General features: G+C 67.9%; 23 protein-coding genes. 11 read left to right on the top strand and 12 right to left on the bottom strand.

Features of this window, described 5'->3' with window-relative positions:
• The first annotated feature begins 10 nt into the window (after positions 1 to 10).
• Both ACZ5Z0_RS10970 and trmB read left to right on the top strand, forming a co-directional pair.
• The gene (locus tag ACZ5Z0_RS10970; RefSeq protein ID WP_464108446.1) at positions 11 to 1,300 is read left to right on the top strand and encodes an MFS transporter; all 1,290 of its coding nucleotides are present in this window, start codon (positions 11 to 13) and stop codon (positions 1,298 to 1,300) included.
• Between the two features lie 509 nt (positions 1,301 to 1,809).
• Positions 1,810 to 2,733 carry a tRNA (guanosine(46)-N7)-methyltransferase TrmB gene (gene trmB, locus ACZ5Z0_RS10965; RefSeq protein WP_464108445.1) on the top strand — a complete coding sequence of 308 codons (924 nt, stop codon included), beginning with the start codon at positions 1,810 to 1,812 and terminating at the stop codon, positions 2,731 to 2,733.
• A gap of 80 nt (positions 2,734 to 2,813) precedes the next feature.
• Here trmB and ACZ5Z0_RS10960 read toward each other — a convergent pair whose 3' ends face one another.
• The gene (locus ACZ5Z0_RS10960; RefSeq protein ID WP_464108444.1) at positions 2,814 to 3,035 is read right to left on the bottom strand and encodes a hypothetical protein; all 222 of its coding nucleotides are present in this window, start codon (positions 3,033 to 3,035) and stop codon (positions 2,814 to 2,816) included.
• On the opposite strand from ACZ5Z0_RS10960, the gene ACZ5Z0_RS10955 reads away from it, so the two are divergent.
• Positions 2,997 to 3,701, top strand: a complete 705-nt coding sequence (locus ACZ5Z0_RS10955) for a DUF1206 domain-containing protein (protein ID WP_464110768.1) — start codon at positions 2,997 to 2,999, stop codon at positions 3,699 to 3,701. The two genes, ACZ5Z0_RS10960 and ACZ5Z0_RS10955, sit on opposite strands and share 39 nt — an antisense overlap.
• 76 nt (positions 3,702 to 3,777) lie before the next feature.
• Here ACZ5Z0_RS10955 and ACZ5Z0_RS10950 read toward each other — a convergent pair whose 3' ends face one another.
• Both ACZ5Z0_RS10950 and ACZ5Z0_RS10945 read right to left on the bottom strand, forming a co-directional pair.
• Positions 3,778 to 4,461 (bottom strand): anti-sigma factor family protein, encoded by a 684-nt coding sequence (locus tag ACZ5Z0_RS10950; RefSeq protein ID WP_464108443.1) that lies wholly within the window; start codon positions 4,459 to 4,461, stop codon positions 3,778 to 3,780.
• Positions 4,458 to 4,958: a sigma-70 family RNA polymerase sigma factor gene (locus ACZ5Z0_RS10945; protein WP_464108442.1), complete on the bottom strand. Its 501-nt coding sequence runs from the start codon at positions 4,956 to 4,958 to the stop codon at positions 4,458 to 4,460. The genes ACZ5Z0_RS10950 and ACZ5Z0_RS10945 overlap by 4 nt, the downstream gene beginning before the upstream one ends.
• 154 nt (positions 4,959 to 5,112) lie before the next feature.
• Between ACZ5Z0_RS10945 and ACZ5Z0_RS10940 the strand changes: the two genes are divergently transcribed.
• Positions 5,113 to 5,691, top strand: a complete 579-nt coding sequence (locus ACZ5Z0_RS10940; RefSeq protein WP_464108441.1) for a COG4315 family predicted lipoprotein — start codon at positions 5,113 to 5,115, stop codon at positions 5,689 to 5,691.
• Here ACZ5Z0_RS10940 and ACZ5Z0_RS10935 read toward each other — a convergent pair.
• Entirely contained in the window at positions 5,688 to 6,590 is a 903-nt protein-coding gene (locus ACZ5Z0_RS10935) for a DMP19 family protein (RefSeq protein ID WP_464108440.1), read from the bottom strand. The two genes, ACZ5Z0_RS10940 and ACZ5Z0_RS10935, sit on opposite strands and share 4 nt — an antisense overlap.
• A 163-nt stretch (positions 6,591 to 6,753) precedes the next feature.
• Between ACZ5Z0_RS10935 and ACZ5Z0_RS10930 the strand changes: the two genes are divergently transcribed.
• Positions 6,754 to 10,137 (top strand): DEAD/DEAH box helicase, encoded by a 3,384-nt coding sequence (locus ACZ5Z0_RS10930; RefSeq protein WP_464108439.1) that lies wholly within the window; start codon positions 6,754 to 6,756, stop codon positions 10,135 to 10,137.
• Positions 10,138 to 10,166: 29 nt separating this feature from the next.
• On the opposite strand, the gene ACZ5Z0_RS10925 is transcribed toward ACZ5Z0_RS10930, so the two are convergent.
• The 7 genes from ACZ5Z0_RS10925 to ACZ5Z0_RS10895 all read right to left on the bottom strand — a co-directional run bounded on the left by ACZ5Z0_RS10925 (position 10,167) and on the right by ACZ5Z0_RS10895 (position 16,770).
• On the bottom strand, positions 10,167 to 10,565 hold the full coding sequence (locus tag ACZ5Z0_RS10925) for a hypothetical protein (protein ID WP_464108438.1): 399 nt from the start codon (positions 10,563 to 10,565) through the stop codon (positions 10,167 to 10,169).
• A 348-nt stretch (positions 10,566 to 10,913) separates the two neighbouring features.
• Positions 10,914 to 11,336, bottom strand: coding sequence for a heat shock protein transcriptional repressor HspR (locus tag ACZ5Z0_RS10920; RefSeq protein WP_138768123.1), 423 nt, complete (start codon positions 11,334 to 11,336; stop codon positions 10,914 to 10,916).
• Positions 11,337 to 11,346: 10 nt separating this feature from the next.
• Positions 11,347 to 12,330, bottom strand: coding sequence for a DnaJ C-terminal domain-containing protein (locus tag ACZ5Z0_RS10915; protein ID WP_464108437.1), 984 nt, complete (start codon positions 12,328 to 12,330; stop codon positions 11,347 to 11,349).
• A gap of 267 nt (positions 12,331 to 12,597) precedes the next feature.
• Positions 12,598 to 13,266 (bottom strand): nucleotide exchange factor GrpE, encoded by a 669-nt coding sequence (locus ACZ5Z0_RS10910; RefSeq protein ID WP_464108436.1) that lies wholly within the window; start codon positions 13,264 to 13,266, stop codon positions 12,598 to 12,600.
• Positions 13,267 to 13,268: 2 nt separating this feature from the next.
• Positions 13,269 to 15,131 (bottom strand): molecular chaperone DnaK, encoded by a 1,863-nt coding sequence (dnaK, locus tag ACZ5Z0_RS10905; protein WP_464108435.1) that lies wholly within the window; start codon positions 15,129 to 15,131, stop codon positions 13,269 to 13,271.
• A 331-nt stretch (positions 15,132 to 15,462) separates the two neighbouring features.
• A complete protein-coding gene (locus tag ACZ5Z0_RS10900) occupies positions 15,463 to 15,924 on the bottom strand; it encodes a hypothetical protein (RefSeq protein WP_464108434.1) in 462 nt (153 codons plus the stop codon).
• Positions 15,925 to 16,038: 114 nt separating this feature from the next.
• Entirely contained in the window at positions 16,039 to 16,770 is a 732-nt protein-coding gene (locus tag ACZ5Z0_RS10895; RefSeq protein ID WP_464108433.1) for a TetR/AcrR family transcriptional regulator, read from the bottom strand.
• A gap of 132 nt (positions 16,771 to 16,902) precedes the next feature.
• Between ACZ5Z0_RS10895 and ACZ5Z0_RS10890 the strand changes: the two genes are divergently transcribed.
• Positions 16,903 to 17,865, top strand: a complete 963-nt coding sequence (locus ACZ5Z0_RS10890; protein WP_464108432.1) for an NAD-dependent epimerase/dehydratase family protein — start codon at positions 16,903 to 16,905, stop codon at positions 17,863 to 17,865.
• A 52-nt stretch (positions 17,866 to 17,917) separates the two neighbouring features.
• On the opposite strand, the gene ACZ5Z0_RS10885 is transcribed toward ACZ5Z0_RS10890, so the two are convergent.
• Positions 17,918 to 20,125 carry an MMPL family transporter gene (locus ACZ5Z0_RS10885; RefSeq protein WP_464108431.1) on the bottom strand — a complete coding sequence of 736 codons (2,208 nt, stop codon included), beginning with the start codon at positions 20,123 to 20,125 and terminating at the stop codon, positions 17,918 to 17,920.
• 177 nt (positions 20,126 to 20,302) lie between these two features.
• Between ACZ5Z0_RS10885 and ACZ5Z0_RS10880 the strand changes: the two genes are divergently transcribed.
• The 5 genes from ACZ5Z0_RS10880 (at position 20,303) to ACZ5Z0_RS10860 (ending at position 24,034) form a co-directional block, all read left to right on the top strand.
• Positions 20,303 to 20,806, top strand: coding sequence for a MarR family winged helix-turn-helix transcriptional regulator (locus tag ACZ5Z0_RS10880; RefSeq protein WP_464108430.1), 504 nt, complete (start codon positions 20,303 to 20,305; stop codon positions 20,804 to 20,806).
• A gap of 80 nt (positions 20,807 to 20,886) precedes the next feature.
• Positions 20,887 to 21,702 carry a methyltransferase domain-containing protein gene (locus tag ACZ5Z0_RS10875; RefSeq protein ID WP_464108429.1) on the top strand — a complete coding sequence of 272 codons (816 nt, stop codon included), beginning with the start codon at positions 20,887 to 20,889 and terminating at the stop codon, positions 21,700 to 21,702.
• Positions 21,703 to 22,194: 492 nt separating this feature from the next.
• Positions 22,195 to 22,665 (top strand): hypothetical protein, encoded by a 471-nt coding sequence (locus ACZ5Z0_RS10870; RefSeq protein WP_464108428.1) that lies wholly within the window; start codon positions 22,195 to 22,197, stop codon positions 22,663 to 22,665.
• A gap of 126 nt (positions 22,666 to 22,791) precedes the next feature.
• On the top strand, positions 22,792 to 23,343 hold the full coding sequence (locus ACZ5Z0_RS10865) for a dihydrofolate reductase family protein (protein WP_464108427.1): 552 nt from the start codon (positions 22,792 to 22,794) through the stop codon (positions 23,341 to 23,343).
• Between the two features lie 67 nt (positions 23,344 to 23,410).
• Positions 23,411 to 24,034, top strand: coding sequence for a LysE family transporter (locus ACZ5Z0_RS10860; protein WP_464108426.1), 624 nt, complete (start codon positions 23,411 to 23,413; stop codon positions 24,032 to 24,034).
• The last annotated feature ends 29 nt before the right edge of the window (positions 24,035 to 24,063 follow it).

Below are 24,063 nucleotides of genomic sequence, written 5' to 3'. Positions count from 1 at the left end.
AAGAAGACCAATGACTGCAACCGCGTCCATGCCGACGGCAATCCGGACCTCCACCCGCAAGACGCTCATCGGCACCGGCATCGGCAACGCCGTCGAATGGTACGACTGGGCCATCTACGCCACGTTCACGCCATTCATCGCCAGCCAGCTCTTCAGCAAGGCCGATCCCGCGTCTGCGGTGCTGTCCACGCTGGCGATTTTCGCCGTCGGCTTCGTGGCCCGCCCCTTCGGCGGCTTCCTGTTCGGCTGGATCGGTGACCGGATCGGCCGGAAGGCGTCGATGACCCTGGCCGTGGGTCTCGCGTCCGCGGGCAGCCTGATGATCGGCATCGCCCCGACCTTCGCGGCGGTGGGGGCCTGGGCGTCGCTGATGCTGCTGGTGGCGCGCCTGGTCCAGGGCCTGGCCCACGGCGGCGAGCTCCCGTCGTCGCAGACGTACCTCTCCGAGATGGCGCCAAGGAACCACCGCGGCTACTGGGCCACCCTGATCTATACCTCGGGCACGGTGGGAATCCTGTTCGGAACGCTGCTGGGCGCCGTGCTTAACATGGCCCTGAGCACAGAGGTGATGAATGCGTGGGGCTGGCGCATCCCGTTCCTGGTCGGCGCTGCCATGGGCCTGTACGCCCTGATCATGCGGTCGCGGCTGCATGAATCGGACGTCTTTGCGGGCGAGGCGGCCGCCGAAAAGCGCGCGCCGATCTGGCCGCAGATTGTCCGCCACCGCAAGCAGGCCCTGCAGGTGATCGGTCTGACGGTCGGTCTCACTGTCATCTACTACATCTGGGGCGTCGTGGCCCCCAGCTACGCCACCACTGCACTGAAGATCGACCGCGGCGAAGCTTTGTGGGCAGGCGTGATCGGCAACATCGTCTTCATCGCGGCGCTGCCCTTCTGGGGGAAGCTGTCCGACCGGATTGGCCGCAAGAAGGTCCTCTGGTCCGGTGCGATTGGCGCAGGCATCATGCACTTTCCGATGACCGCACTGCTCAAGGATTCGGCCTGGCAACTGGCCGTCAGCATGTCCGTCATGCTGATCTTCATCGCGGCGAGCGCTGCGATCGTCCCGGCCGTCTACGCCGAGCTCTTCCCGACGAGCATCCGCACCGTGGGCGTCGGAGTGCCGTACTCCATCTGCGTGGCCCTGTTCGGCGGCACCGCGCCGTACCTCCAGCAGTGGCTCGGCACGAGCCTGCAGCTGCCGCAGCTGTTCAACGTGTACGCTGTCCTGCTCCTGGCCGTCTCCGCCGTCTTCGTCTTCACCATCCCGGAAACGAAGGGTAAGGACCTCACCTTCTGACCGGGCTGCCGTTCCGGGGAGCATCCGCCCGCGGCGAAGGATCCCGCTGAGCGCGGGCAGGTGGCCGACGCCGGGTACGTCCAGGGGGCGCAGCAGCTGGCCAGCAGGCCTGCGGTCAGCACAGCGCGGCAACGGCCCAGGCGGGCAGGCCGACGTCGGCCGTCGCCTCCGGAAGGACCGCGGCGAAACTGGCGAAAAGTGCGCAGGTTCAGTCCGATCAGCACCGGGCAGACGCCAAGGTGGGCCAGCGTGCGGGGGCCGCCGACGACGGTCGGCACCGCGGCGGGAACGTCGTCGATCTCGGCGTCCACCAGGGGATCCAGCCGCAGCTCCGGGCGGCCGCCGGCGGCGCTGCGGGCAGAGGAGCCCTGGGAGCGTTTCGACGCAGTCACGGACGCCATTCTGGCAGGCTCCGTGCCGCCTGCCGTTTCAACGGCGATACTGGCGGTGGTCCCCATCAGCAAACCGGCCCGGCCAGTCGGACACCGAACTCCACTATTCTGGAGGTGATGAGCGAATCTCCAGAATCCCACCAGCCGCCGCAGGATCCCCGCCCGGTTACGCCCGGAAGCCAGGCTTCCTTTGGCACCTATGGCGGCCGTCCGGTCAGCTTCGTGCGCCGCGGCACCCGCCTGCAGGGCCGCCGCCAGGCCGCGTGGGAAGAGCACTCGGACCGGTGGGCGGTCGACGTGCCGCGGCACGTCGCCAACACCTCCGTGCATCCCGACTACGTCTTCGACGCCGAGGCAGAGTTTGGCCGTAAGGCGCCGCTGATCGTGGAGATCGGCTCGGGACTGGGCGACGCCGTCTGCCATGCGGCCGAGCAGAATCCGGACAAGGACTTCCTGGCCGTTGAGGTCTATACCCCGGGTCTGGCCAACACGCTCATCAAAATCAACAGCCGCGGGCTGAGCAACGTCCGGGTGGTGGAGGCCAACGCTCCCGAGGTCCTGGCCAGCATGCTCCCGGAGGGCTCGGTAACCGAACTGTGGGTCTTCTTCCCGGACCCGTGGCATAAGTCCCGTCACCACAAACGGCGCCTCATCCAGCCCGCCTTCGCGGAACTGGCCGCACGATCCCTCAAGCCGGGCGGGATCTGGCGGATCGCGACGGACTGGTCCAACTACGCGGTGCACGTGCGTGAGGTCCTGGCCGGCTCGGCCGACTTCGAAAATCTGCATGAAGGCGAACGCAGCGGCGACGACAGCCCGCTCACTCAGGTATGGGAGTCCGGGGTGGAATCCGTGGTGGGCGGGGCCCCGGTCAAGGAAGGCCGCGCCCCGGTCAGCACCGAACACACCGGCCCCAACGAGGGAGTCGACGACGTCGGCGGCTGGGCACCCCGGTTTGAAGGCCGGATCCTGACCAGTTTCGAAAACAAGGCCCACGAGGCTGGCAGGCTCATCTTCGATCTCAGCTACCGGCGCCGCTGACGCCGCAGGCTTCCCGCCGGGACCACGTCCGCCGTTAGTGCCACGTAGCTGCTGTCACGCGGCCGATTCCCGTGGCACGATTACGGAACATGCATGGCTGGCGGCAGCAACACCGCAGCGGAAAAGCTCAATGACGCAAGGGACCGATCATTAAAAAAGAACTTCAGGACGCCGCGGAAGTCGCCGAGGACGTCACCAATTCGAAGCCGCTCGAATACGCGGCACGGGCCGGGTTTGCCGTCTCCGGCATCCTGCACTTCCTGATCGGGCTGGTCGCGATCAAGCTCGCCATGGGTGGCCACGGGCAGGCTGATGTGAGCGGCGCCGTCGAATCGCTCTCCAAGCAACCGGCGGGTCCCATCTTGCTGTGGAGCGCCTTCGCCGCCTGCGTCGCGCTGGCAATCTGGCAGACCAGTGATGCCATCTTCGACTTCTCACATCTGCCGACCAAGAAGAAAATCGCCAAGAAACTCAAAGCCGCCCTCCAGGCAGTCGTCTACACCGGTTTCGCGCTCACGTTGGCCTCCGTCGCGATCGGCGCCCATGCAGACCACCGGCGCTCCACCAGCGACCTCACCCTGCAGCTCATGCAGGCTCCGGGCGGCGTGCTGTTGCTGATCGTCATCGGTGCTGGGGTGGCAGTGACCGGGGTTGTCTACGCCATCCGAGGCTTCAGGAAGTCGTTCATCAAGTATCTGCGCATGCCCTCCAATGAGCATGCCCGGACCGCGGTGTCCGTCACCGGAATCGCGGGCTACGCAGCCAAGGGGGTGGCGCTGCTGCTGACGGGGCTGCTGGTCGTCATCGCCACAGTGAAGGCGGACCCGGACGAATCGACCGGCCTCGACGGCGGGCTGAAGGCCTTGCGCGATCAGCCGCTGGGCATGTACATGCTGGCGGCCGTCGGCGCCGGGCTGATCTGCTACGGCGTCTTCATGGCCGTCCGGGCCCGGCTGGCCCGGATGTAGGTGCGGGCCGCGGCTACGGCTTGAAGTCGTCGTGGACCACCACCCGGCCCCGGCTCCACCGCCGCCGGTTGGCCGGCTATCCTCGTGGCACGGCGATGACAGCCATGCTCTGTTGGCCGTTCCGCAGCTCAATCCGTGCGATGTTGGCCAACTGCAGGGGCGTGGCTCCGGTGACCCTGGCCTTCCCGCTCGGCGTCGCCGTCCATGCGCAGGCGCGGTCTTCGCCGCCGTCGCCGGCCTTGACCCAGAGCGACAAGGTTCCGTCCACGGGCAAGCTCCGGCCGTCAACGGCAAGCTCCGTGCCCCAGCTCTTTTTGACCAGGGACACGGTGAACTGCAGTCCGTCGCCGGCCTGGACCGAGTAGCTGGCGTCGGGTTTGGGCGGCTGGTTCACCAGCGGCGCGACCAGGATTCCGAGCGCCAGGCACGCCGCCGCCGCGGCTGCGAGCGCCGCGCCCCACCGGCGTCGAATCTTCCGCCGGCGGGAGGAGAGCTCGTCGAGGAGCCGCCGCGGCACGGCGGGAGACGCGGGGTCCGACCGTGCCGATGCGCGCCCGGCGGCGTCAGCAGCGGCGCCGAGCGCCACGGCGTCGGGCACCGGGACCGCGTCCAGCAGCGCCGGGAGGCTGGCCAGTTCATCGAGTTCGGCGCGGCAGTCCCGGCATCCGGCCAGATGCCGTTCGAAGGCGGCCGCCTCGTCCGGCGGCAGCCCACCGAGCAGGTATGCGCCGAGCAGTTGGTGGAGTACGGGTCCATTCACCGCTGCACCCCCATTTCGTCCAGGATGGTCCGGAGCGCCCGGACCGCGTAGAAGGCCCGGGACTTCACCGTGCCGGCTGGAATATTCAACTGGTCGGAAGCCTCCTGGACGGTGAATCGGCGGTAATGGAGGGCCACCAGCACGTCGCGGTGCTCGGCGCTGAGGCGCAGCAGGGCCTCCTCCATCAAGACCCGGTTCAGCAGTTCATCTACCCGGTCGGAGGCCCCCGCAGGGTCGGGCACGTCCCGCTCCGCTGCTTCACGCGGCCGGTGCTGGGCCCGGCGGTAGTTGTCGATCAAGATATTGCGCGCGGTCCGAAACAGGTAGCTGCGCATGCTGCCGGTGAGCTGCGGCGCCTGCTGCCAGACCCGCAACACCGTTTCCTGCACGACGTCTTCTGTCAGCTGCGGGTCGTGGCAGGCACCCAGGACGAACCGGCGCAGGGCCGTGCCGTGGTCACGGTAAATCGCAGCAACCACATCTTCATCCAGCGGCATGCGGCACCTCCCCGGGCTTGGTCCTGCTGCCCCACTAGGACGTCCACGCAGGCGAAAAAGTTCAAAGGATCGCCCTTGAACCATTCTTCACCCGCCGCCGTCGTATCAACTAGCCGGACCGCGAGAGGGCCGGCACCCAGCCAAGGAGCCAATCATGACAAAGCACTTCGGCGCCACCCTGTCCGTCTTCGCCCTCGCCGCGGTCCTTTCCGGCTGCGCCGGCGGCAGCGGAACCTCCACATCGTCGGCACCCCCCGCCAGCACGACGACGGGCTCAGCCACGGCCTCGTCCAGCGCCCCGGCGCCCAGCGCCCCGGCGGCAACCACACCAGCGGCGGGCACCGAGTCCGGCGCCCCGGCGTCGGCCCCCGCCCTCAAGACCGCAGCGACCAACGCCGGGCAGGTGGTCGTGGACGCCAAGGGCATGAGCGTCTACCTCTTCGCCAAGGACACAAAGGACTCCGGCATGAGCGCCTGCACCGGTTCGTGCGCCGCGGCGTGGCCGCCAGTGCTCGCCGGCTCAGACGCGCCCGTGGTGGAAGGAATCACCGGCCAGATAGGGACCATCGCCACGCCCGATGGCAAGAAGCAGCTGACCATCAACGGGATGCCGGTGTACCACTACGTCAAGGACAAGGCCCCCGGCGACATCACAGGCCAGGCCGTCGGCGGCGTCTGGTACCTCGTGAACCCCGCAGGCGACATGATCAGGTCCGCTGGAGGGGGCTACTAGAAGCCGGCTCCGGACTCGTCGTCGTCCTCGTCGTCGTCCACGAACTCTACGGCGGCCACGATCTCCCGGGTCTCCGGGTGGATCATGTACGCCTCCTCGTCGTCCTCCAGCATGAGGAACTCGCCTTGGTCCGTGGTGAAATGCCAGGCCAGGACCCGTTCGCCGTTGTGATCATGGTTCGGGTCGCCCATGGTGATTTTCAGCAAGGTATGTCCGGCCACCTCACAGAGCTCCCGGATGATCAGCTCAAACTCCGGTGCGCTCAGGCGTTCTTCCTCGGCTGCCTCAGCCTGGCGTTCCGCCAGGTTGGGGATCCGGGACACCCGCTCGTGGATGTGCCGGTCGAGTTCGTCCGCGTCCAGGACCAGCAAGTCCGGCTGGCTGCGGAGCCAGGCGGCGTTGAGCGCGACGATGTCCTCGGTTTCCAGCAGCGGTTCGAATTCGTCGTCGAGCCGCTCCAGGAGCTGGACGGCCGCGGGCGCCGGCGGGGCGTCGTCGCCGATCCCCTGCCCGGCATCCCCGTCGAGGTAGGCGTCGGCTTCCTCGTCCGAGAGCGAGTCGAAGGCGGCCACGCTACGGTTGAACAGGTCCAGATGCGCCGTGGCTCCCATGCCGGCGAGCCCTGCACGGATGTAGCCGTCAATTTCCTCACGCTCCGGCAGGGTGAAGACGTACTGGGCGAAGCCGCCGTCGAGTGCCTGCGTCAGGTAGAAATCCACGTAGTAGCTGCACAGCGCGGTGGGTGCGATCTCCTCCGCGTCGAGCAGCTCCGCGTACATGGCATTGACGACGTCCACGTTGGCGTCCACAACATCCACGTTGCCGCCGTGCAGGCTGTCCCTGGTCAGGACCGGGGCGTGGCCGGCGGCGGTCGGGGTCTCGGTCGGGCTGCTGCTCATGGGAATCCTCACGGTGGTGGCGGGCGGTGCTCCGGTCCCTTCCACCGTAGATCTGCCCCGTTGCCGGCGGCCCGAGCTACAGGTGAACGTCAGGCGAAGTTTCCGGGCCCCTCCGGGCTGGCTAAGATGGATCAGATGACCAACTGCTGAAAGTAGTGCGCACATGCCATCCCATCCGGACGAGAGTGCGGCACTGGCAATACAGACCCCCGCGATCAACGACCGCTCCCTCGCGGCCGGGCTTGCCTACGCCATGGGGAGCCGGGTTTCCGGGATTTCTTTCGATGCCGCCACCGGCCTGATGCTCGGCAAGGTCCGCGGCGGCGCGGAGGTGCCGTATTCGACGACGGCGAAGCTGGTCCGCAAGGGAGGCGGCTGGAGCTGCACCGTCGGGGTCTGCAGCTGTCCCGTCCGCAAGGACTGCAAGCATGTGGCCGCGTTGCTCTTCGCCGCCGAGGACAACCCGGCGACCCGCGTCCAGCTGCTGGCCCCCGCGGATTCCTCCCGGCTATCGCGCCAGCCCCCCGCACAGGACCTGCCTGACTGGGAGCAGGCCCTCAGCCCACTGCTCGCCCGGCCGGGCATCACCACCTCGACCAACGGCGTCCCGCTGGCGTTGCAGTTCGAGATCGAGGAACCGGCGCCGCACTTCTCCTACACCGGACGCCGCGATCCGCTGCGCAGCGTCCGCCAGCTGAAGGCCCGTCCCGTCATCATGGGGGCCAAGGGCAAATGGATCAAGGGCGATGTTTCGTGGAACACCCTGAGCTACCTGAACTACCGGCGCGAATGCAACGAAGCCCATGTGGAATGGATGCAGGAATTCCTGGCCTCGCACACGGCCCTGGCGAACCGCCAGCACGCTGGCACGGCTCCCTGGCTGGGGCTGAACACCTACGCCGGCAAGAACCTTTGGAGCCTGCTGGCCGAGGCACAGAAGATCGGCCTCGCGCTGGTCCACGGCCGGGGCGACGATGCCGTGCACCTGGCCGGGGAGCCGGCCGCGGTAGGACTCAACCTGACCCGGCTCGGCGCCGAGGAGCTCGACGGCGGCGGCCTGGCGCTCGCACCGACCATCACCGTCGAGGGCGCCGTGGTTGATCCCGCGTCGGTCGGCACCATCGGCCGGCCCGCCCACGGGATCTTCCTGACCTCCGACGCCGACGCGCTGCCCGGCGTGGCCCCGGGTGACTCCGCGATCACCCTCGCGCCCCTGGAGGCCGGTCTCAGCGAGGAGCTCCTGACTTTCGTCACCGCCGGCACCACGCTGCGCATCCCGGCCCGTGATGAAGGCCGCTTCCTCACCGGCTTCTACCCCAAGCTCAAGCAGACCGCCCGCGTCACGGCCTCCGACGAATCCGTCGAGCTGCCCACCCTGGCCGTCCCCACCCTGTCCCTGTTGGCCAACTACGGGGCCGACCACCGCGTCCGGCTGCACTGGGAATGGCACTACACGTCGGGCACCCTGGTCACGGCCCAGCCCCTGTGGCGGCACCCGGGCGACCACGGCTACCGCGACGACGCCGCCGAGGCCCGGATCCTTGAGACCGTGGGCCAGCCCTGGGACGTTGTGCCGAAGCTCGGGGAATCCGCCACGGGCGGCTGGGGCACTCCCCGGCTCGCGGCGTCCGCCGAACTCAGCGGCCTGGACACGCTCGCATTCACCGAGGAGGTCCTGCCCGCGCTCCGTGAGCTTCCCGAGGTCTCCGTGGACACCGCCGGCGAGATCGCCGAATACCGCGAGGCCGAGGAAGCCCCGGTGGTCTCGATCTCCACCAAGGCCACCGAGCAGCGGGACTGGTTCGACCTGGGCATCCAGATTTCCCTCGAAGGCCAGCCGGTCTCCTTCGCCGCCGTCTTCTCCGCCCTCGCCGCGGGCCAGACCAAGATGCTTCTGCCCAGCGGCGCCTACTTCTCCCTCGACCTACCCGAACTGCACCAGCTGCGGGCCCTGATCGAGGAGGCCCGGGAGCTGCAGGACAACAAGGACGCGCCGCTGCAGATCAGCCGCTTCCAGGCCGGACTCTGGGATGAACTGGCCCAGCTGGGCATCGTCGACGAGCAGGCCGCCGCCTGGCGGGAGGCGGTGGGCGGTCTGCTGGAGGGCGGGGTCAAGGGGCTGCCGCTGCCGGCCATGCTCAATGCGGAGCTGCGCCCGTACCAGCTGGAAGGATTCAACTGGCTCAGCTTCCTCTACCGCCACGGGCTGGGCGGGGTGCTGGCCGACGACATGGGTCTGGGCAAGACCGTCCAGGCGCTGGCGCTGATGTGCGCGGCCAAGGTCGCTTCCGGCGAGGCGCCAGGCGGGGCTCCCTTCCTGGTGGTGGCCCCCACCAGCGTCGTGGGCAACTGGCAGGCCGAAACCGCGCGCTTCGCGCCCGGCCTCACGGTCCGGGCCATCAGCGAAACCTTCGCCAAGAGTGGCTCGTCACCGGCCGAAGCGATGGCCGGCGCGGACATCGTCATCACGTCCTACGCGCTGTTCCGCATCGACTACGACGCCTATGCCTCCCGGCAGTGGGCCGGCCTGGTGCTGGACGAGGCCCAGTTCGTGAAGAACCACCAGTCCAAGGCGTACCAGTGCGCCCGGAAGCTCCCCGCCGGCTTCAAACTGGCCATCACCGGCACGCCGCTGGAGAACAACCTGATGGAGTTCTGGGCGCTGACCTCGATCGTGGCGCCGGGGCTCTTCTCCAGTCCCAAGCGCTTCGCCGAGTACTACCAGAAGCCCGTGGAAAAGAACGGCGACAAGGCGCAGCTGGACAAGCTCCGCCGCCGGGTCCGCCCGCTGATGATGCGCCGCACCAAGGAACAGGTCATTCACGACCTGCCGCCCAAGCAGGAGCAGGTCCTCGAGGTGGTGTTGAACCCGCGGCACCAGAAGGTCTACCAGACGCATCTGCAGCGCGAGCGGCAAAAGATCCTCGGCCTGATCGAGGACGTCAACAAGAACCGGTTCACGATCTTCCAGTCGCTGACCCTGCTGCGCCAGCTCAGCCTCGACCCGTCCCTGATCGACCCGTCGCTCTCGGGGGTGCGCTCCAGCAAGCTCGACGTGCTGTTCGAGCAGTTGGAGGACCTCATAGCGGAGGGCCACCGGGCGCTGATCTTCAGCCAGTTCACCGGCTTCCTCGGCAAGGTCCGGGAGCGGCTCGTCGCGGAAAACATTGAGTTCTGCTACCTCGACGGCGGCACGCGCAACCGCACCGACGTCGTCAACGAGTTCAAGAACGGCGCGGCGCCGGTGTTCCTGATCAGCCTCAAGGCCGGCGGCTTCGGCCTGAACCTGACCGAGGCGGATTATGTCTTCCTGCTGGACCCGTGGTGGAACCCGGCATCGGAAGCGCAGGCTGTGGACCGGACCCACCGGATCGGCCAGGCCCGCAACGTGATGGTCTACCGGCTCGTGGCGAAGGACACCATCGAGGAAAAGGTCATGGCGCTCAAGGCAAAGAAGTCCCAGCTATTCGCCGATGTGATGGAGGGCGACGCGCTCTCCGGCGGGGCGTTGACGGCCGAAGACCTCGCCGGGCTGTTCAACGAATAACCCGCGACGCGTTCTTCCCCGGGCCGGGCTCAGGCGGCGGCTGGGGCGGTGACGAGCCGGGACACGGCACGGCTCCGGAGCCAGCGGCCGAGCTGTTTGCCCCTTCCCTTCCACCAGCTGTCCTCGTCGGTATCGTGATGCCACCGGAAGATGACGGACACCAGGACGAACACCCCTCCGGCGACCTGTTCCCAGGCACCCGATGCCGCATGGACCAACACGATGAGGGCCATGCTGAGGATCGCAGGCAGCGCCAGGGTGCGGAACACCGTGTTGGCCACGTAGCGGCGGCGGGACCGCGGCACGGAGACGGCCCGGACCAGATCGAAACAGACGCAGACGACGACGAGCGCCTGTCCGAGCGTCAGCAGGAGCAACCCGGGCAAGGAGCTTCCGAAGACGGCGACTGCGTGCAGTCCGGAGTTCATGGCCGGTCCGCGATCGCTGCGGACGCCGGCGCTGGAGCGTCCGAAATCATTGAAGTGAACATGTGCTGCCCCCCGACATTTGCACTGGGACCCTGTCTTGGGTTTCCGTCCCATCGGCCGCCACCTGGCTGCAACAACAATTCAACCGGCAGCCGGGGTCCGAGTCACTGGCTGCCGGTACGCGACTATGCGGGTGCGACCACCCGACTTTGGACGGGAGTACTCAGTTCCGGCAGCCCGACTACTTGGACCGGCCGGCGATGCCGCGCCAGGGGTTTCGAATGGCCGGAAAATAGGTCACAGCGAAAGTGCGCCCTGGACCCTGTCGGGTCCCGGGCACTGCTTCTGCTATTCGATGCCGCGCGGCCGCCACACCACCAGCGCCTGGGACCGTGCCCGGGGACGCTGGCCCCGGGCCAGGCTGACGACGTCGCCCGCCGTTCCCGCGGCAAAGATCCGGGAATCGAGGGCACGGGGCCGCCGTTCGAGTTCTTCGCTCAGCTCGGTGACGCGCCGTTGCAGGGCGGCGACCTGGTTTTCCAGCTGCAGGATCCGTTTGATCCCCTCCAAGGAAACCCCCTCCTGCGAGAGGCGCTGCACCTCCCGGAGCATGTTCACGTCACGCTGCGAGTACCGCCGGGACTTGCCGGGCGCACGGCTCGGCGAGACGATGCCGAGCCGGTCGTATTGGCGCAGCGTCTGCGGGTGCATGTCCGCCAGCTCCGCGGCGACGGAGATGACGAAAATCGGCTGGTCGAACTCGATGTCCATGCCAGGACTCCTACAGCCGGGCCTTGGCTGCCAGGCCGGCGCGGACGTCCTCGCCGGAAGTGGCCGCGGCGAAGGCCTTCACGGCTTCCTCCGCGGCCTTGTCCAGCTTCTTCGGCACGGCGACGTCGATGGTGACCAGCAGGTCCCCGGTGGCCTTGGTGTGCTTCACGCCGCGTCCCTTGACGCGCAGGGTCCGGCCGGACGGTGTCCCGGCCGGCACGCGGACCTTGACCTTGTCGCCGTCGATGGTCGGGACCTCGATGTCGGCGCCGAGGGCGGCTTCCGGGAACGTCACCGGCACATGGATGCGCAGATTGTCACCGTCACGGGTGTAGAAATCGTGCGGCTTCACGGACACGGTAACCATGAGGTCGCCGTTGCCGGCCGGGCCGTACTGGCCCTTGCCGCGGACGCGGACCTTCTGGCCGTCCTTGATCCCGGCCGGGATCCGTACGTCGATCACCTCGCCGTCGGGCTCGCGCAGCCCGATGGTGGTGCCGCGGATCGATCCGGCGAAGGAGATGGTGGTCGAGGCGGTGCGGTCGGCGCCCTTCTGCGGTCCGCGCTGGAAGGACTGGCCGCCACCAAAGCCGCCGCCACCGCCAAAGAGGTCGGCGAACTCGGGCGGAATGCCGCCGGCGGTGCTGTAGCCGCCGGAGTGCCGTCCCCCGCCGCCGCTGAACAGGCCGCCGAAGAGGTCCTCGAACCCCGCGCCGCCGCCGGCCGCTCCGGCACCGCCGGGTGCGAAGCGGGCGCCGCCGCCCATCGCGCGGATGGCGTCATACTGCTGGCGCTCGTCCGGGTCGGACAGCACGGAATAGGCCTCGGAGATGTCCTTGAACCTCTTCTCCGACGCGGTGTCACCGGCGTTCGTGTCCGGGTGGTGCTGCCGCGCAAGCTTCCGGTACGCCTTCTTGATGTCGGCGTCGGAAGCGTCCTTGGCGACACCAAGGATCTTGTAGAAGTCCTTGTCCACCCAGTCCTGGCTAGCCAATGGCGTTTCCTTTCAAAAGTCATGCAGAGTGCGCTTCACAGATGATGGGCCCCCGCCCCTTCGCGGGGTGGCTTGGGATCTGCGATCCCAAGCCACCCGGCTCCGACAGGCCCGATGCCACTCCCGGAGCCCATCATCTGCTTCGCGCTGCTTGTCCACTCACTTTAAGCGAGCAATGCGCTGGCGCGGAGGCCGGTTAGGGGGCGGCGGTGTGGAGGGCACCGCGAAGCGGGCACCGCCCCCTATCCGGCGTAGCGCCAGAGGTACCTACGCCGGGACGGACACGATGACCTGGGCTGCGCGGAGCACCCGGTCGCCGGACTTGTAGCCGGAGCGCAGGACCTGGCTGACGGTGTCGGTTTCGACGTCCGGGCCGGGCTGCTGGATGAGGGCCTCGTGGATCGTGGGATCGAACTCCACGCCGGTCTCGTCGATGCGCATCAGGCCGTAGGTCTTCAGCGCGTTTTCCAGCTTGGCGGCAATCGCGGCGAACGGTCCGTCCGCGAGGTCACCGTGCTGCCGGGCGGCGTCGACGTCGTCGAGTACCGGAAGCAGGGCATTCAGGACGCCGATGACGGCCATTTCCCCTGCCACGGCACGGTCGCGTTCGACCCGCTTGCGGTAGTTGACGTACTCAGCCTGCAGGCGGCGGAGGTCGTTCTTCAGTTCCTCCGCCTCCCCGGCGTTGACGCCCTGGGCGACCGACTCCGCGGCCGGAACGTCCACGCTGTTGAGGATGTCCTCGGCCTGAGACAGTGCGTCCCCAGTGTCGGACTCCCCTGCGGCGCGCTCCTGGTCGGGATGGCGCGCCTGGCCGGTCTTCGGATCAACCTTGCGGTTGTCGTGGATCACCGGCTTCTGCGGCTCGTTCGGCTGTTCGGCGTCGCGACGGCCCCCGGGAGCACCGTGCTCTTCTTCGTTACCGTGATGCGGCATGATTACTTCTTCTTCTCGTCTTCGTCAACGATCTCGGCGTCAACGATGTCCTCGTCGGAGGAAGCGTGCTCGCCGGCCGGGGCACCCTGGGCGCCAGCGGCACCGTCGGGGGAACCGGGCTGGGCGTAGATGGCCTCGCCGAGCTTGGTCTGCGAAGCCTGGAGCTTCTCAAACGCGGTCTTCACAGCCGCGTCGTCGGTGCCTTCCAGCGCGGCCTTGAGGGCGTCGACGTCGGCCTGGACCTCGGTCTTGACCTCTGCCGGCAGCTTCTCGGCGTTGTCGGCAATCAGCTTGTCCACGGAGTAGGCGAGTTGCTCTGCGGTGTTGCGGGTGTCGGTCGCCTCGCGGCGGGCCTTGTCCTCGGCTGCGTGCTCCTCGGCGTCGCGGACCATCCGGTCGATGTCTTCCTTCGAGAGGCTGGAACCGCCCGTGATGGTCATCGACTGTTCCTTGCCGGTGCCCTTGTCCTTCGCGGAGACGTGCACAATGCCGTTGGCGTCGATGTCAAAGGTGACTTCGACCTGCGGGACGCCGCGCGGAGCCGGGGCGATGCCGGTCAGTTCGAAGGTGCCCAGCGGCTTGTTGTCACGGGTGAACTCGCGCTCGCCCTGGAAGACCTGGATCGCGACGGACGGCTGGTTGTCGTCGGCCGTGGTGAAGGTTTCGCTGCGCTTGGTGGGGATAGCCGTGTTGCGCTCGATCAGGTGCGTCATGATGCCGCCCTTGGTCTCGATGCCGAGGGACAGCGGGGTGACGTCGATCAGCAGCACGTCCTTGCGCTCGCCCTTGAGGACACCGGCCTGGAGTGCGGCGCCGACGGCGACTACCTCGTCCGGGTTGACGCCCTTGTTCGGCTCCTTGCCGCCGGCGAGTTCCTTGACCAGCTCGGAGACGGCGGGCATGCGGGTGGAACCGCCGACCAGCACAATGTGGTCGATGTCGGAGAGCTTAATGCCGGCTTCCTTGATGACATCGTGGAACGGCTTCTTGGTGCGCTCGAGCAGGTCCTTGGTGAGGTCCTGGAACTTGGCGCGGGTCAGCTGCTCGTCCAGGTGGACCGGGCCGTCGGGGGTGACGGAGAGGTACTGGAGCGAGACGTTGGTGCTGGAGGAGGAGGAGAGTTCCTTCTTGGCCTGTTCCGCTGCCTCGCGGAGGCGCTGGAGGGCGATCTTGTCCTTGGAGAGGTCGATGCCCTTGACCTTGAGCTGGTTCAGCAGGTAATCAACGACGCGCTGGTCCCAGTCGTCGCCGCCGAGGCGGTTGTCACCGGCGGTGGCGCGGACCTGGATCGTGGAGAAGTCGTCTTCGTCCTTGCCCACCTCGAGGAGGGAGACGTCGAAGGTTCCGCCGCCGAGGTCGAAGACGAGGATGAGTTCGTCTTCCTTGCCCTTGTCCAGGCCGTAGGCGAGGGCTGCCGCGGTGGGCTCGTTGACGATGCGCAGCACCTTGAGGCCCGCGATCTCGCCTGCTTCCTTGGTGGCCTGGCGCTCGGCGTCGTTGAAGTATGCGGGAACGGTGATCACGGCGTCGGTGACCTTCTCGCCGAGGTAGGACTCGGCGTCGTTCTTGAGCTTCATCAGGATGCGCGCGGAGATTTCCTGCGCGGTGTACTTCTTGTCGTCGATCGCGATGTTCCAGTCGGTGCCCATGTGGCGCTTGACCGAGGCGATAGTGCGGTCGATGTTGTTGACTGCCTGGCGCTTGGCGATCTCGCCGACCAGGACTTCGCCAGACTTGGAGAACGCAACGACCGACGGCGTGGTGCGGCCACCCTCGGCGTTGGCAATAACGGTGGGCTCGCCACCTTCGAGAACGGAGACGACGGAGTTAGTGGTTCCGAGGTCAATACCTACTGCACGTGACATGTGTTGCTTCCTTCTTTCCTTGGAAACTTGCTGGCCCCGGTAATCGGGCGGGTGCCCGGCGGCCGGGGCATACCCGGAGTTCGAGCCCGTCGAGGACGAGGCGCGCCCACTTATTGAGCGCTCTGCACTCAACTTTACCCAGAGCCCGGAGGATGTCAATCCAAAGTTGAGTCAAGTTCACTCAACTTCGTACGCAGGGGTATCTTACGGACACCAGGAGGGTCTTACCGCCCCGGATTTCCGCGGTTTTTTGGCAGGATGAAGCGTCGTGGTGGCGATTTCGCTGTGCGAGAACGCAGCGAGACGGAGGTTAGTGCGCCCGATTCAGGGCTTAGGCGTCCTCGCGGCCCGCGTCGTCGCGGACGGCGCCATCGCGTCCAACCGTTTCGTCGGCGGGTACCTCGGCCCCGCGCCCGGTGCGCCGGACACCTGCCGCGCCCGCGGTGCCGTAGTCACCCTCGGGGTATTCACCCTCTTCGCCGACGACGGAGGCCGGCCCGGTTGCGCCGGCCCGGCCGTAGTCGCCTTCAGGGTAGTCCCCGGCCTCCGCGCCTACGTGCGACCCGCCGGCCACTCCCGCCTTGCCGTAGTCCCCCTCCGGGTACTCGCCTTCGGGGGCCGATGCCGGGTTCTCCCCCGCAACACCCGCCCGGCCGTAGTCGCCTTCGACGTACTGGCCGGCGTCGCCCTCGACCGCCGGCTCCTCGACCACCTGCTCGTCGGCCGCCGGAACGGGGGCGGCGCCGGGGTGCTCGTGTGCTGCCGTTCGATCAAACTCACTGTTTTCGGACATGTGTGGATCCCTCCTGCAGGCGGTGGGCGCCGACGTTGGCGCAGTCGCAGTCTATCGAGCGCCGCAGGGAGGCAACAGGGGCCGGCGACGATACGCGGAACAGTCGGGGCGCACCTACGGCCGCAGACCCGCGACCCCGGCGAGGACGGCCAGGTGGTGCGCGAACAACTCATCCCGGGCCGCGAAGGTGTCCTCGCCGTACTGGCCGAAGACCTCGAAACTGACGGCGCCGAACAGCGAGGTCCAGACCAGCGCACCACGCGCCAGCAACGCGTCGGGCACAGCCAGTCCGGCTCCACTGCGGATGCGCTCCAGGTCAGCGGCGAGGGCAGGAGCGACGGCGGCCGAACCGTCGGGCGCCGCCAGCCGGCCGGAGCGGTAGGCGCCGTCCAGGAGAGTCATCAAGGCGGAGATGACCCTCGTTCCCGGCCCTATGGTCCGCTCCGCAGGGGCCTTGTAGCCGGGTACCGGGCTGCCGAAGAGGAGCGCATAGCCGGGCGGCTGCGCCAGCGCCCAGCCCCGGACCGCCAGCCCGAGCGCCTCGAACCTTCCCTGGAAATCGTCCCCCGCGCAAGCCTGCACGGCGGCGTCCACCGCGTCCCCCAGCTCGTTGTAGGCATCGACCAACAGCAGGGTCAGCAGTTCCTCACGATTCTCCACATACCGGTACACGGCAGAGGAAACAACGCCGAGCTCCCTGGCGACGGCGCGCAGGGACAACGCGGCGGCGCCATGCAGGGCAAGATGTTCCCGGCCGATGCGCACAATGTCCTGGATGGTCCGCGCCCGGGCCCGCTCGCGGGGCGTGGAGGGCTTGGCAGGCGGAGCGGTGGCGGTCTGCGGCATGCCCCCAGCATTCCACAATCCGGAGCAGTGTCAACAAATGTGAGCACCGCTCTTGACTTGCATGTGGAACCGCTGCATCCTGATTTTGAGAGCACTGCTCTCCCCCGACCATGCAGCGAAAGCGAGAACGCCATGTCCCCGTCCGAGTTCCCCGATAGCCCGGGCCCCGCACTCTTCGTCGTCACCGGCGCCGGTCCGGTCGGCTGGACGGTTGCCGAGCAACTCGCCACGGCGGGCCACCGGGTGCGGGTGCTCACCCGTTCCGGCAGCGGGCCGTCCCATCCGCGCGTCGAGCGAATCGCCGTGGACGTCTCCGACCCGGCGCGGCTGGGGCAGCTGTTCCGGGGCGCCAAAGCGGTCTTCCACTGCATCCACGGCTCGCAGTACACGGCCCGGGCTTGGGCAGCCGAGCTTCCGGGCGCCGAGCAGACGGTACTGGCCGCTGCGGCCGAGGCCGGCGCCGTCGTCGTGTTTCCGGAAAGCCTGTATTCCTACAGCGAGCCGGGACGGCCGATGACCGAGGAGGGTCCCCGGGAGGCCAGGGGCGGCAAGCGCGGCATCCGCACCGCGCTGCTCAAGGCGCGGGCCGCGTCGGCCGCCAACACCCTCAGCATGGTCGCCGGCGATTTCTTTGGTCCACGCGTCAGGACCTCCCACGGCGGCGAGCGCATGGTGGCGCCCGTTTTGGCCGAAAGGAAATTGTGGGTGGTCGGCAGCGCGGACCAGCCGCACGCGTTTACGTACGTGCCCGACCTGGCGGCCGCCATGATCCATGCCGCCCAGGCGCCGCAGCTTTGGAACCAGGTGTGGCACACGCCTTCTGTACCGGCCGTCACGCAACGTCAGCTGGCAACTGCGTTCGCTGAAGCTGCCGGCGTCGCAAGACCCAGAATGGCAGCGCTACCGGGCTGGGCACTCCGGTCCCTGGGGTTGTTCTCACCGGATCTCCGGGAGGTCGCGGAGATGCTCTACCAGTTCGAGAAGCCGTTCGTGATGGACTCCGCCGCGAGCCAGGCGGCGCTGGGGCTGCAGCCGACGCCTCTCACGGAAGCAGCCGCCGCCACGGTTGCCTGGTGGGGGGACCAGAAGCGGTGACGGCGGCTGCGGCAATGAGTCCGGCAAGCGGATCCCGCAGACGGGGATCCGGCTAGCGGATTCCCGCGTCGGCGGTTTCCGGCTCCGGGGCGGCCGGCAGGTCACGCGCGGCGGCATCCGTCGCGGGGCGTCCCAGCTTGCTCGGCCACCAGATCCGCGGGCCGATGTCGTAGGCCAGGGCCGGGACCAGCAGGGAGCGGACCAGGATTGTGTCGAGCAGCACCCCGAAGGCCACGATGAAGGCAAGCTGCACCAGGAACATGATCGGGATGACGCCCAGGGCCGCGAAGGTCGCCGCCAGGACCACTCCGGCCGAGGTGATGACCCCGCCGGTGACGCCGAGGCCCCGCAGGATACCGGGCCGCGTCCCGTGCTTGATGGACTCCTCGCGGACCCGGCTCATCAGGAAGATGTTGTAGTCCACGCCCAGGGCGACGAGGAAAACGAAGCCGAAGAGCGGAACGGTGGCGTCGGCGCCCGGGAATCCCAGGACGTGGTTGAACACCACGGCGGAGACGCCCATCGCCGCCCCGTAGGACAGCACCACCGAGGCGACCAGCAGAACCGGCGCCAGGACGGAGCGCAGCAACAGCATCAGGATCACGAGGATGACCGCGAGAACCACCGGGATGATGGTGACCAGGTCGCGCTGGGCCGTGGTGTTGGTGTCCAGGGCCGTGGCGGTCACGCCGCCGACCAGGGCGCCGCCGTCGGCCTGCTTCAGTTCCCGGCGGAGATCCAGTACGACGTTCTCGGCCTCATTGGAGTCCGCGGCGTAGTTAAGCGTCGCATTGATCAGCACCTTCCCGTCCCTGACGGCCGGGGCGGCGGGGGCACCAGGCGCGCCAGCGACGATGGGCACGCTGCCCTCGGCCAGCAGGTAGGCGTCCCCGACGCCGGCGCTTGCCTTGGTCTTCGCCAGCACCTCTTGGGCCTTCGCCTCGTCGGCGACGATCACGGCGGGGCTGCCGGAGCCGGCGTCGAAGTGCCGGGCCAGCGCGTCCTGGCCGTCGACGGCGTTGGAGGCGGCGAGGATGACATCGGTTTGCGGGACGCCGTTGGCCTTGAGTTGCAGGACGCCGGCGGCGGCCACCAACAGCAGGAGCACGGAAGCGATCCAGACCGTGCGGGGCCGGCGGGAGACCAGGGAGCCGGTGGCACCCCACAGGCCCTTCTGGCCTTCGAGGCCGGTGACCAGTTCCGGCTCGCGCTCGGTCGCCGGGAGCAACTTGGGGCGGAAGGGCCAGAACGCGGCGCGGCCGAGCAGCGCCATCATGGCCGGCAGCAGGGTCAGTGCTGCGAAGAGGGAACACAGGATGCCGGCCGCTGCGACCGGGCCGAGGGCCTTGTTGGAGTTCAGGTCGGAGAACAGCAGGCAGAGCAGGGCGATGATGACGGTGGCGCCGGAGGCCAGGATCGGCTCCCAGGCCGCCTTCCAAGCGGTCAGTGCGGCGGCCGTGCGGTTGGTGGTGTGCGTCAGCGCCTCACGGAAGCGCGCCACGTAGAGCAGCGCGTAGTCCGTGGCGGCGCCGATCACCAGGATGGACAGGATGCCCTGGCTCTGGCCGTTGAGCTGGATCCAGCCCAGCTTCGCCATCCCGAAAACCAGCAGGATGGCTGCGCAGAGTGCGAAGACCGAGGTGAACAGCACGGCAATGGGCAGTAGCAGCGAACGGTAAACGACCAGCAGGATCAGGAACACCGCGCCCAGGGCCACCAGCAGCAAGATGCCGTCAATTCCGGCGAAGGCACTGACAAGGTCCGCCGTGAGCCCGGCCGGTCCGGTGACGAAGGTCCGCATGCCCTCCGGCGCCGAGGCCCTGACCTCGTCCCGGAGTTCCTTGATGACCGTCTTCACCTCCCCGGCGGAGGCGATGGGCACGACGAACTGCACGGCCTTTGCGTCCGCCGACGGGATCGGGCCGATCACGGTGCTCCCGGCCTGCAGGGCAGCGAGCTTGCCCTTGAGGGCGGCCGCTTCACCGAGCTGAGCCGGAGTGAGCGCGGAATCGCTTTCGATCACGATGACCGCCGGGATCTCCTTGGAATCGCGGAACTTGGCCTGCCACTCCTGGGCCGCGGTGGCCTCGGCTCCGGCCGGGAGAAACGAGGCCTGGTCGTTGGAGGAGACCTCACTGAGCCGCCCGAAGGTGGGGCCGCCGATGCCGGCGATGGCCAGCCAGGCGACCACCAGGACGGCGGGTACGAGCCAGCGCAGCCAGAACGGGACACGGGCGGTGTGCTTGGGGATGTTTTTCATGACGTCCTTCTGGGGTGCGGCCTCGGAAGAGTAGAATTGAATCCATAATAGAGTATCTCCATCATAGACATAAGTGAGTGTCTAGAAAGATTCTGCCTGAGGACGCTGAAGGGCTGGAGTAAACTCCGGAAGGCGCAACCGCGCATGCCTCCAGGGGCACCGAGCAGGAAGGGTGCAATGTCAACTGAGATGCCGGCAATCCCCGACGCCGCCGGGCCGCCGCCGCTGGTGAGCCTGCTTCAGGAGTTCAGCCTCGAAGCCAACCGCTATGCGGACTCGGCGGGAGCCCGGAACGACATGCACCGCACCGACCTCAACGCCCTGTCCGTGATCATGCAGCACACCGCGAGGAACCAGATCGTCACGCCGAGCGTGCTCCGCAAGGAACTCCACCTGAGCTCACCCGCCACCACGGCGCTGATTGACCGGCTGCACAGCTCCGGGCACGTGATTCGCGAGCGGGAGGGCCCGGACCGCCGCCAGGTCCAGCTCCGCATGACCCCCAAGGCCTACCGCGACGGCGGCGCCATGTTCGCACCGCTGGCCCGCCACATGGGCGCCGCCCTGGCGGACTTCACGCCGCAGGAACTCGAGCTCGCCACCCGGTTCATGAAGGCCATGATCGACGCGACGGTCATGGCCGGGCGGGAAGCGGCCACTCCCCCAACTGACTCGCGTTAGCTGTCGTTCAGCGGGGCCTAAACGACAACACGTGCCAGTCAGCTGGGTTCCTCCCCGGTGTGCAGCTGTAGCGTTTCCTTATGAGTGCGCAGCAGCCTGAAGATGTGTACAGCCACGGCCACCACGAGTCGGTGGTCCGCGCCCATGCCTCCCGGACGGCGGAGAACTCCGCGGCCTTTGTGATCCCGCACCTGACCCCGGGGGTTTCGGTGCTCGACGTCGGCTGCGGGCCGGGCAGCATCACGTGCGATTTCGCCGGTCTGGTCTCCCCCGGAAGGGTCACCGGGCTGGACCGCTCCCCCGAGGTGATCGGCCAGGCGTCCGTCCTCGCGGCCGAGCGCGGCGTGCAGAACGTCGAGTTCGTGGCCGGCAACATCTACGACCTCGACTTCGAAGACGAGACGTTCGACCTCGTGCATGCCCACCAGGTGCTGCAGCACCTCACCGATCCGGTGGCCGCGCTGCGGGAGATGCGCCGGGTCGCCAAGGCCGGCGGGATCGTGGCGGTGCGCGACGCAGATTTCCACGGCATGAGCTGGTACCCCGCGGTTCCCGAACTCGACGAGTGGATGGAGCTCTATCAGCGGATCGCGCGGCGTAACGGTGCCGAGCCCGACGCCGGGAGGCGGCTCGTGTCCTGGGCACAGGCTGCCGGGTTCACCGACGTCGCGCCCTCCAGCAGCAACTGGCTCTACGCGACCGGACAGCAGCGCCGCTGGCAGGCCCGGGTGTGGGGCGAACGGGTGCTGCATTCTGCGTTCGCGGACCAGGCGCTCGAGTACGGGTTCGCCACCGCGGCGGACCTGGCCCGGATCTCCGCGGGCTGGCACCGCTGGGGCTCCACGGACGACGGCTGGTTCCTGATCCCGAACGGCGAAGTGATAGCCCGGGCCTGAGCAACAGGCAGTTGTCCACATAGCCTTGATCCCTGCTGACGGCGTCCCACGGGATCCGGCATACATCAGGTCCTTCGCGATCGCCCATCCTGGCAGTTTCGGTGAAGCCTACGGCGAGCCGGATCCACTCTTGGACGAGGCTCGCGCATTGGAAGCGAAAGCATCCGAACGGGGCATGCCGCTGATCGGCCACTTCGCCTTGGGTAAAACGGGTTACATGTCGGCCCGCGCGCGCTCGTACTTTGACCAGTATCCGCGCCACGACGATCTTCCCAGGACCATGTTGCGTTGGCTTCATTCGACGCCGGCAAGTGCGGCTGAAACTCGTGCGTATGCCCGATGTTCTCTCAAACTGCCGCGCCGACGGCGTCCCAGCACTCACAGCGCCGCCACAGTGACGCCAAAGTCCCGCCAAATCTGCGCGGACCAAGCTGGTCACAGCCGCAAAGTCGGCAGGTCCGGATTCCCGGACCCCAGCGAAGGAGTATCACCATGGCAAAGATCAACAAAGGCACAGCGGCACTCATGCTCGCCGCGGTAATCGGCGGCGGCGCCATCGGCGCCTCGGCCCTCCCGGCGATGGCCGACGACGCCGGCGCAACGACGTCGTCGAGCAGCCCCGCCGCCACCACTGGCAGCGGCACACCCGGGACCGGCGGGGCGACGCGCGGTCCGCACCAAGCCAACGGCAAGACCGAGGAGATCCTCACTGGCGACACCGCCGCAAAGGTCGAAGCGGCAGTGAAGGCAGCCCAGCCCGGTGCGACGATCGAACGCATGGAGACAGACGCCGACGGCGCGACGTACGAAGCGCACATCACCAAGGCCGACGGCACGCGCGCCACCGTCCTGCTGGATGCCAACTTCAGCGTGACCGGCACCCAAGCGGGCCACGGCGGCCCCGGCGGCGGCCAGGGCGGCCCGGGCGATGCCGGATCGGACGGTTCCGCCGCCAACGGCTGACCACCGCGGGGGCGGATTGCTCCGGATTGCGGCCCGGCCGCGGTCCGGAGCAACTTCCTGCCGGCCATTCCCAGACATCCCAACGGCCGCTAGGGTGCAGTCAAAGACCAACGGTGAGGAGAAAGCATGCGCAAGGTGACGGCCGGTTTGTTTAGTTCCGTGGACGGTGTGGTGGAAGACCCGTTCCTGTGGCAGTTCGACAGCTTCGACGAGGAACTGGGGGCGGGGATGGGCGAGATGATGAGCCGGATCGACGCCGGGATCCTGGGCCGCGTCGGCTACCAGCAATGGTCACAGTACTGGCCGAACGCCGAAGCCGACGCCGACTTCGGCGGCTTCATCAACCCGCTGCCGAAATATGTGGCCTCCCGGACCTTGACCGGTGACCTCGAGTGGCAGAACTCGCGGCTGATGGATCGGCCGCTGGAGGAGTTCGTCGCCGAGCTGAAGAACGGCGTCGGCGGCGACGTCGGCGTCTTCAGCAGTATCTCGCTGGTCCGCCAGCTGCTGTTCGCCGGACTGCTGGACAGCCTGATGCTGATCGTCCATCCGGTGATTGCCGGCAGCGGCCGGCGGCTGTTCAACGACGGCGACCCCGTCACCCGGCTTGAGCTGCAGTCGTCCCAGCAGACCAGCAAAGGCAACATGATCCTCGAATACGGTCTCCGCCAGGGCTGACCGGAGTCCGCGCGGGCTCCTCCCCGTCATCAACGCGGGCGTGCCGGAGAAAACGTAAACTTGACAGGTGCAACTCTCCCTTTGGCTGGCCCTCGTCGGCGCCGGCGTCCTGATCAGCTTCACCCCCGGCGCCGGCGCGATCAACACCATGAGCAACTCCCTTAACTCCGGCTTCCGGCGTTCCATCTGGGGCATCCTGGGCCAGCAGGCCGCCCTGGTGGTGCACATCCTGATTGTGGCCCTCGGCGTCGGGGTGCTCGTGGCGAGCTCGCCGCTGGCCTTCAACATCATCCGCTACGCCGGCGCGGCCTACCTCGTCTACCTGGGCATCCAGCAGTTCCGGCACAAGCCCGACCTGGACCAGGAGAAAGCCGCGGCGCTGCGCAACGAGCCCGCGTTCTCGATTTTCCGCCGCGGCCTGTGGGTCAATCTGCTCAACCCCAAGGCGATCGTCTTCTTCCTGGCTTTCATGCCCCAGTTCATCCGGCCGGAGCAACCGCTGGTGGCGCAGTACCTCGTCCTCGCCGCCACCGTGATCGTCATCGACATCCTGGTCATGTGGTTTTTCTTCGCCGCGGCGGCCACGACCTTCCAACGCTTCACCCATGACGCCCGCGGCCAGCGGACCCTCAACCGGACCTTCGGCGTGCTGTTTATGGCCGTCGGCGTCCTGCTCGCGCTGATCCACTAGTCGCAGCCGGCCCGGGGCGCAAGTGTCCG

The organism is Arthrobacter sp. T2-23 (assembly GCF_055398325.1).
This window is presented reverse-complemented; position numbering and strand designations above follow the sequence as displayed.

Excerpts from the sequence above, each read along its gene's own strand:
- ACZ5Z0_RS10970 (WP_464108446.1), top strand. The coding sequence starts at position 11 with ATGACTGCAACCGCGTCCATGCCGACGGCAATCCGGACCTCCACCCGC.
- trmB (WP_464108445.1), top strand. The coding sequence starts at position 1,810 with ATGAGCGAATCTCCAGAATCCCACCAGCCGCCGCAGGATCCCCGCCCG.
- ACZ5Z0_RS10945 (WP_464108442.1), bottom strand. The coding sequence starts at position 4,958 with ATGCCGCTGGATGAAGATGTGGTTGCTGCGATTTACCGTGACCACGGC.
- ACZ5Z0_RS10940 (WP_464108441.1), top strand. The coding sequence starts at position 5,113 with ATGACAAAGCACTTCGGCGCCACCCTGTCCGTCTTCGCCCTCGCCGCG.
- ACZ5Z0_RS10935 (WP_464108440.1), bottom strand. The coding sequence starts at position 6,590 with ATGAGCAGCAGCCCGACCGAGACCCCGACCGCCGCCGGCCACGCCCCG.
- ACZ5Z0_RS10930 (WP_464108439.1), top strand. The coding sequence starts at position 6,754 with ATGCCATCCCATCCGGACGAGAGTGCGGCACTGGCAATACAGACCCCC.
- ACZ5Z0_RS10925 (WP_464108438.1), bottom strand. The coding sequence starts at position 10,565 with ATGAACTCCGGACTGCACGCAGTCGCCGTCTTCGGAAGCTCCTTGCCC.
- ACZ5Z0_RS10920 (WP_138768123.1), bottom strand. The coding sequence starts at position 11,336 with ATGGACATCGAGTTCGACCAGCCGATTTTCGTCATCTCCGTCGCCGCG.
- ACZ5Z0_RS10910 (WP_464108436.1), bottom strand. The coding sequence starts at position 13,266 with ATGCCGCATCACGGTAACGAAGAAGAGCACGGTGCTCCCGGGGGCCGT.
- dnaK (WP_464108435.1), bottom strand. The coding sequence starts at position 15,131 with ATGTCACGTGCAGTAGGTATTGACCTCGGAACCACTAACTCCGTCGTC.
- ACZ5Z0_RS10900 (WP_464108434.1), bottom strand. The coding sequence starts at position 15,924 with ATGTCCGAAAACAGTGAGTTTGATCGAACGGCAGCACACGAGCACCCC.
- ACZ5Z0_RS10895 (WP_464108433.1), bottom strand. The coding sequence starts at position 16,770 with ATGCCGCAGACCGCCACCGCTCCGCCTGCCAAGCCCTCCACGCCCCGC.
- ACZ5Z0_RS10890 (WP_464108432.1), top strand. The coding sequence starts at position 16,903 with ATGTCCCCGTCCGAGTTCCCCGATAGCCCGGGCCCCGCACTCTTCGTC.
- ACZ5Z0_RS10885 (WP_464108431.1), bottom strand. The coding sequence starts at position 20,125 with ATGAAAAACATCCCCAAGCACACCGCCCGTGTCCCGTTCTGGCTGCGC.
- ACZ5Z0_RS10880 (WP_464108430.1), top strand. The coding sequence starts at position 20,303 with ATGTCAACTGAGATGCCGGCAATCCCCGACGCCGCCGGGCCGCCGCCG.
- ACZ5Z0_RS10875 (WP_464108429.1), top strand. The coding sequence starts at position 20,887 with ATGAGTGCGCAGCAGCCTGAAGATGTGTACAGCCACGGCCACCACGAG.
- ACZ5Z0_RS10870 (WP_464108428.1), top strand. The coding sequence starts at position 22,195 with ATGGCAAAGATCAACAAAGGCACAGCGGCACTCATGCTCGCCGCGGTA.
- ACZ5Z0_RS10865 (WP_464108427.1), top strand. The coding sequence starts at position 22,792 with ATGCGCAAGGTGACGGCCGGTTTGTTTAGTTCCGTGGACGGTGTGGTG.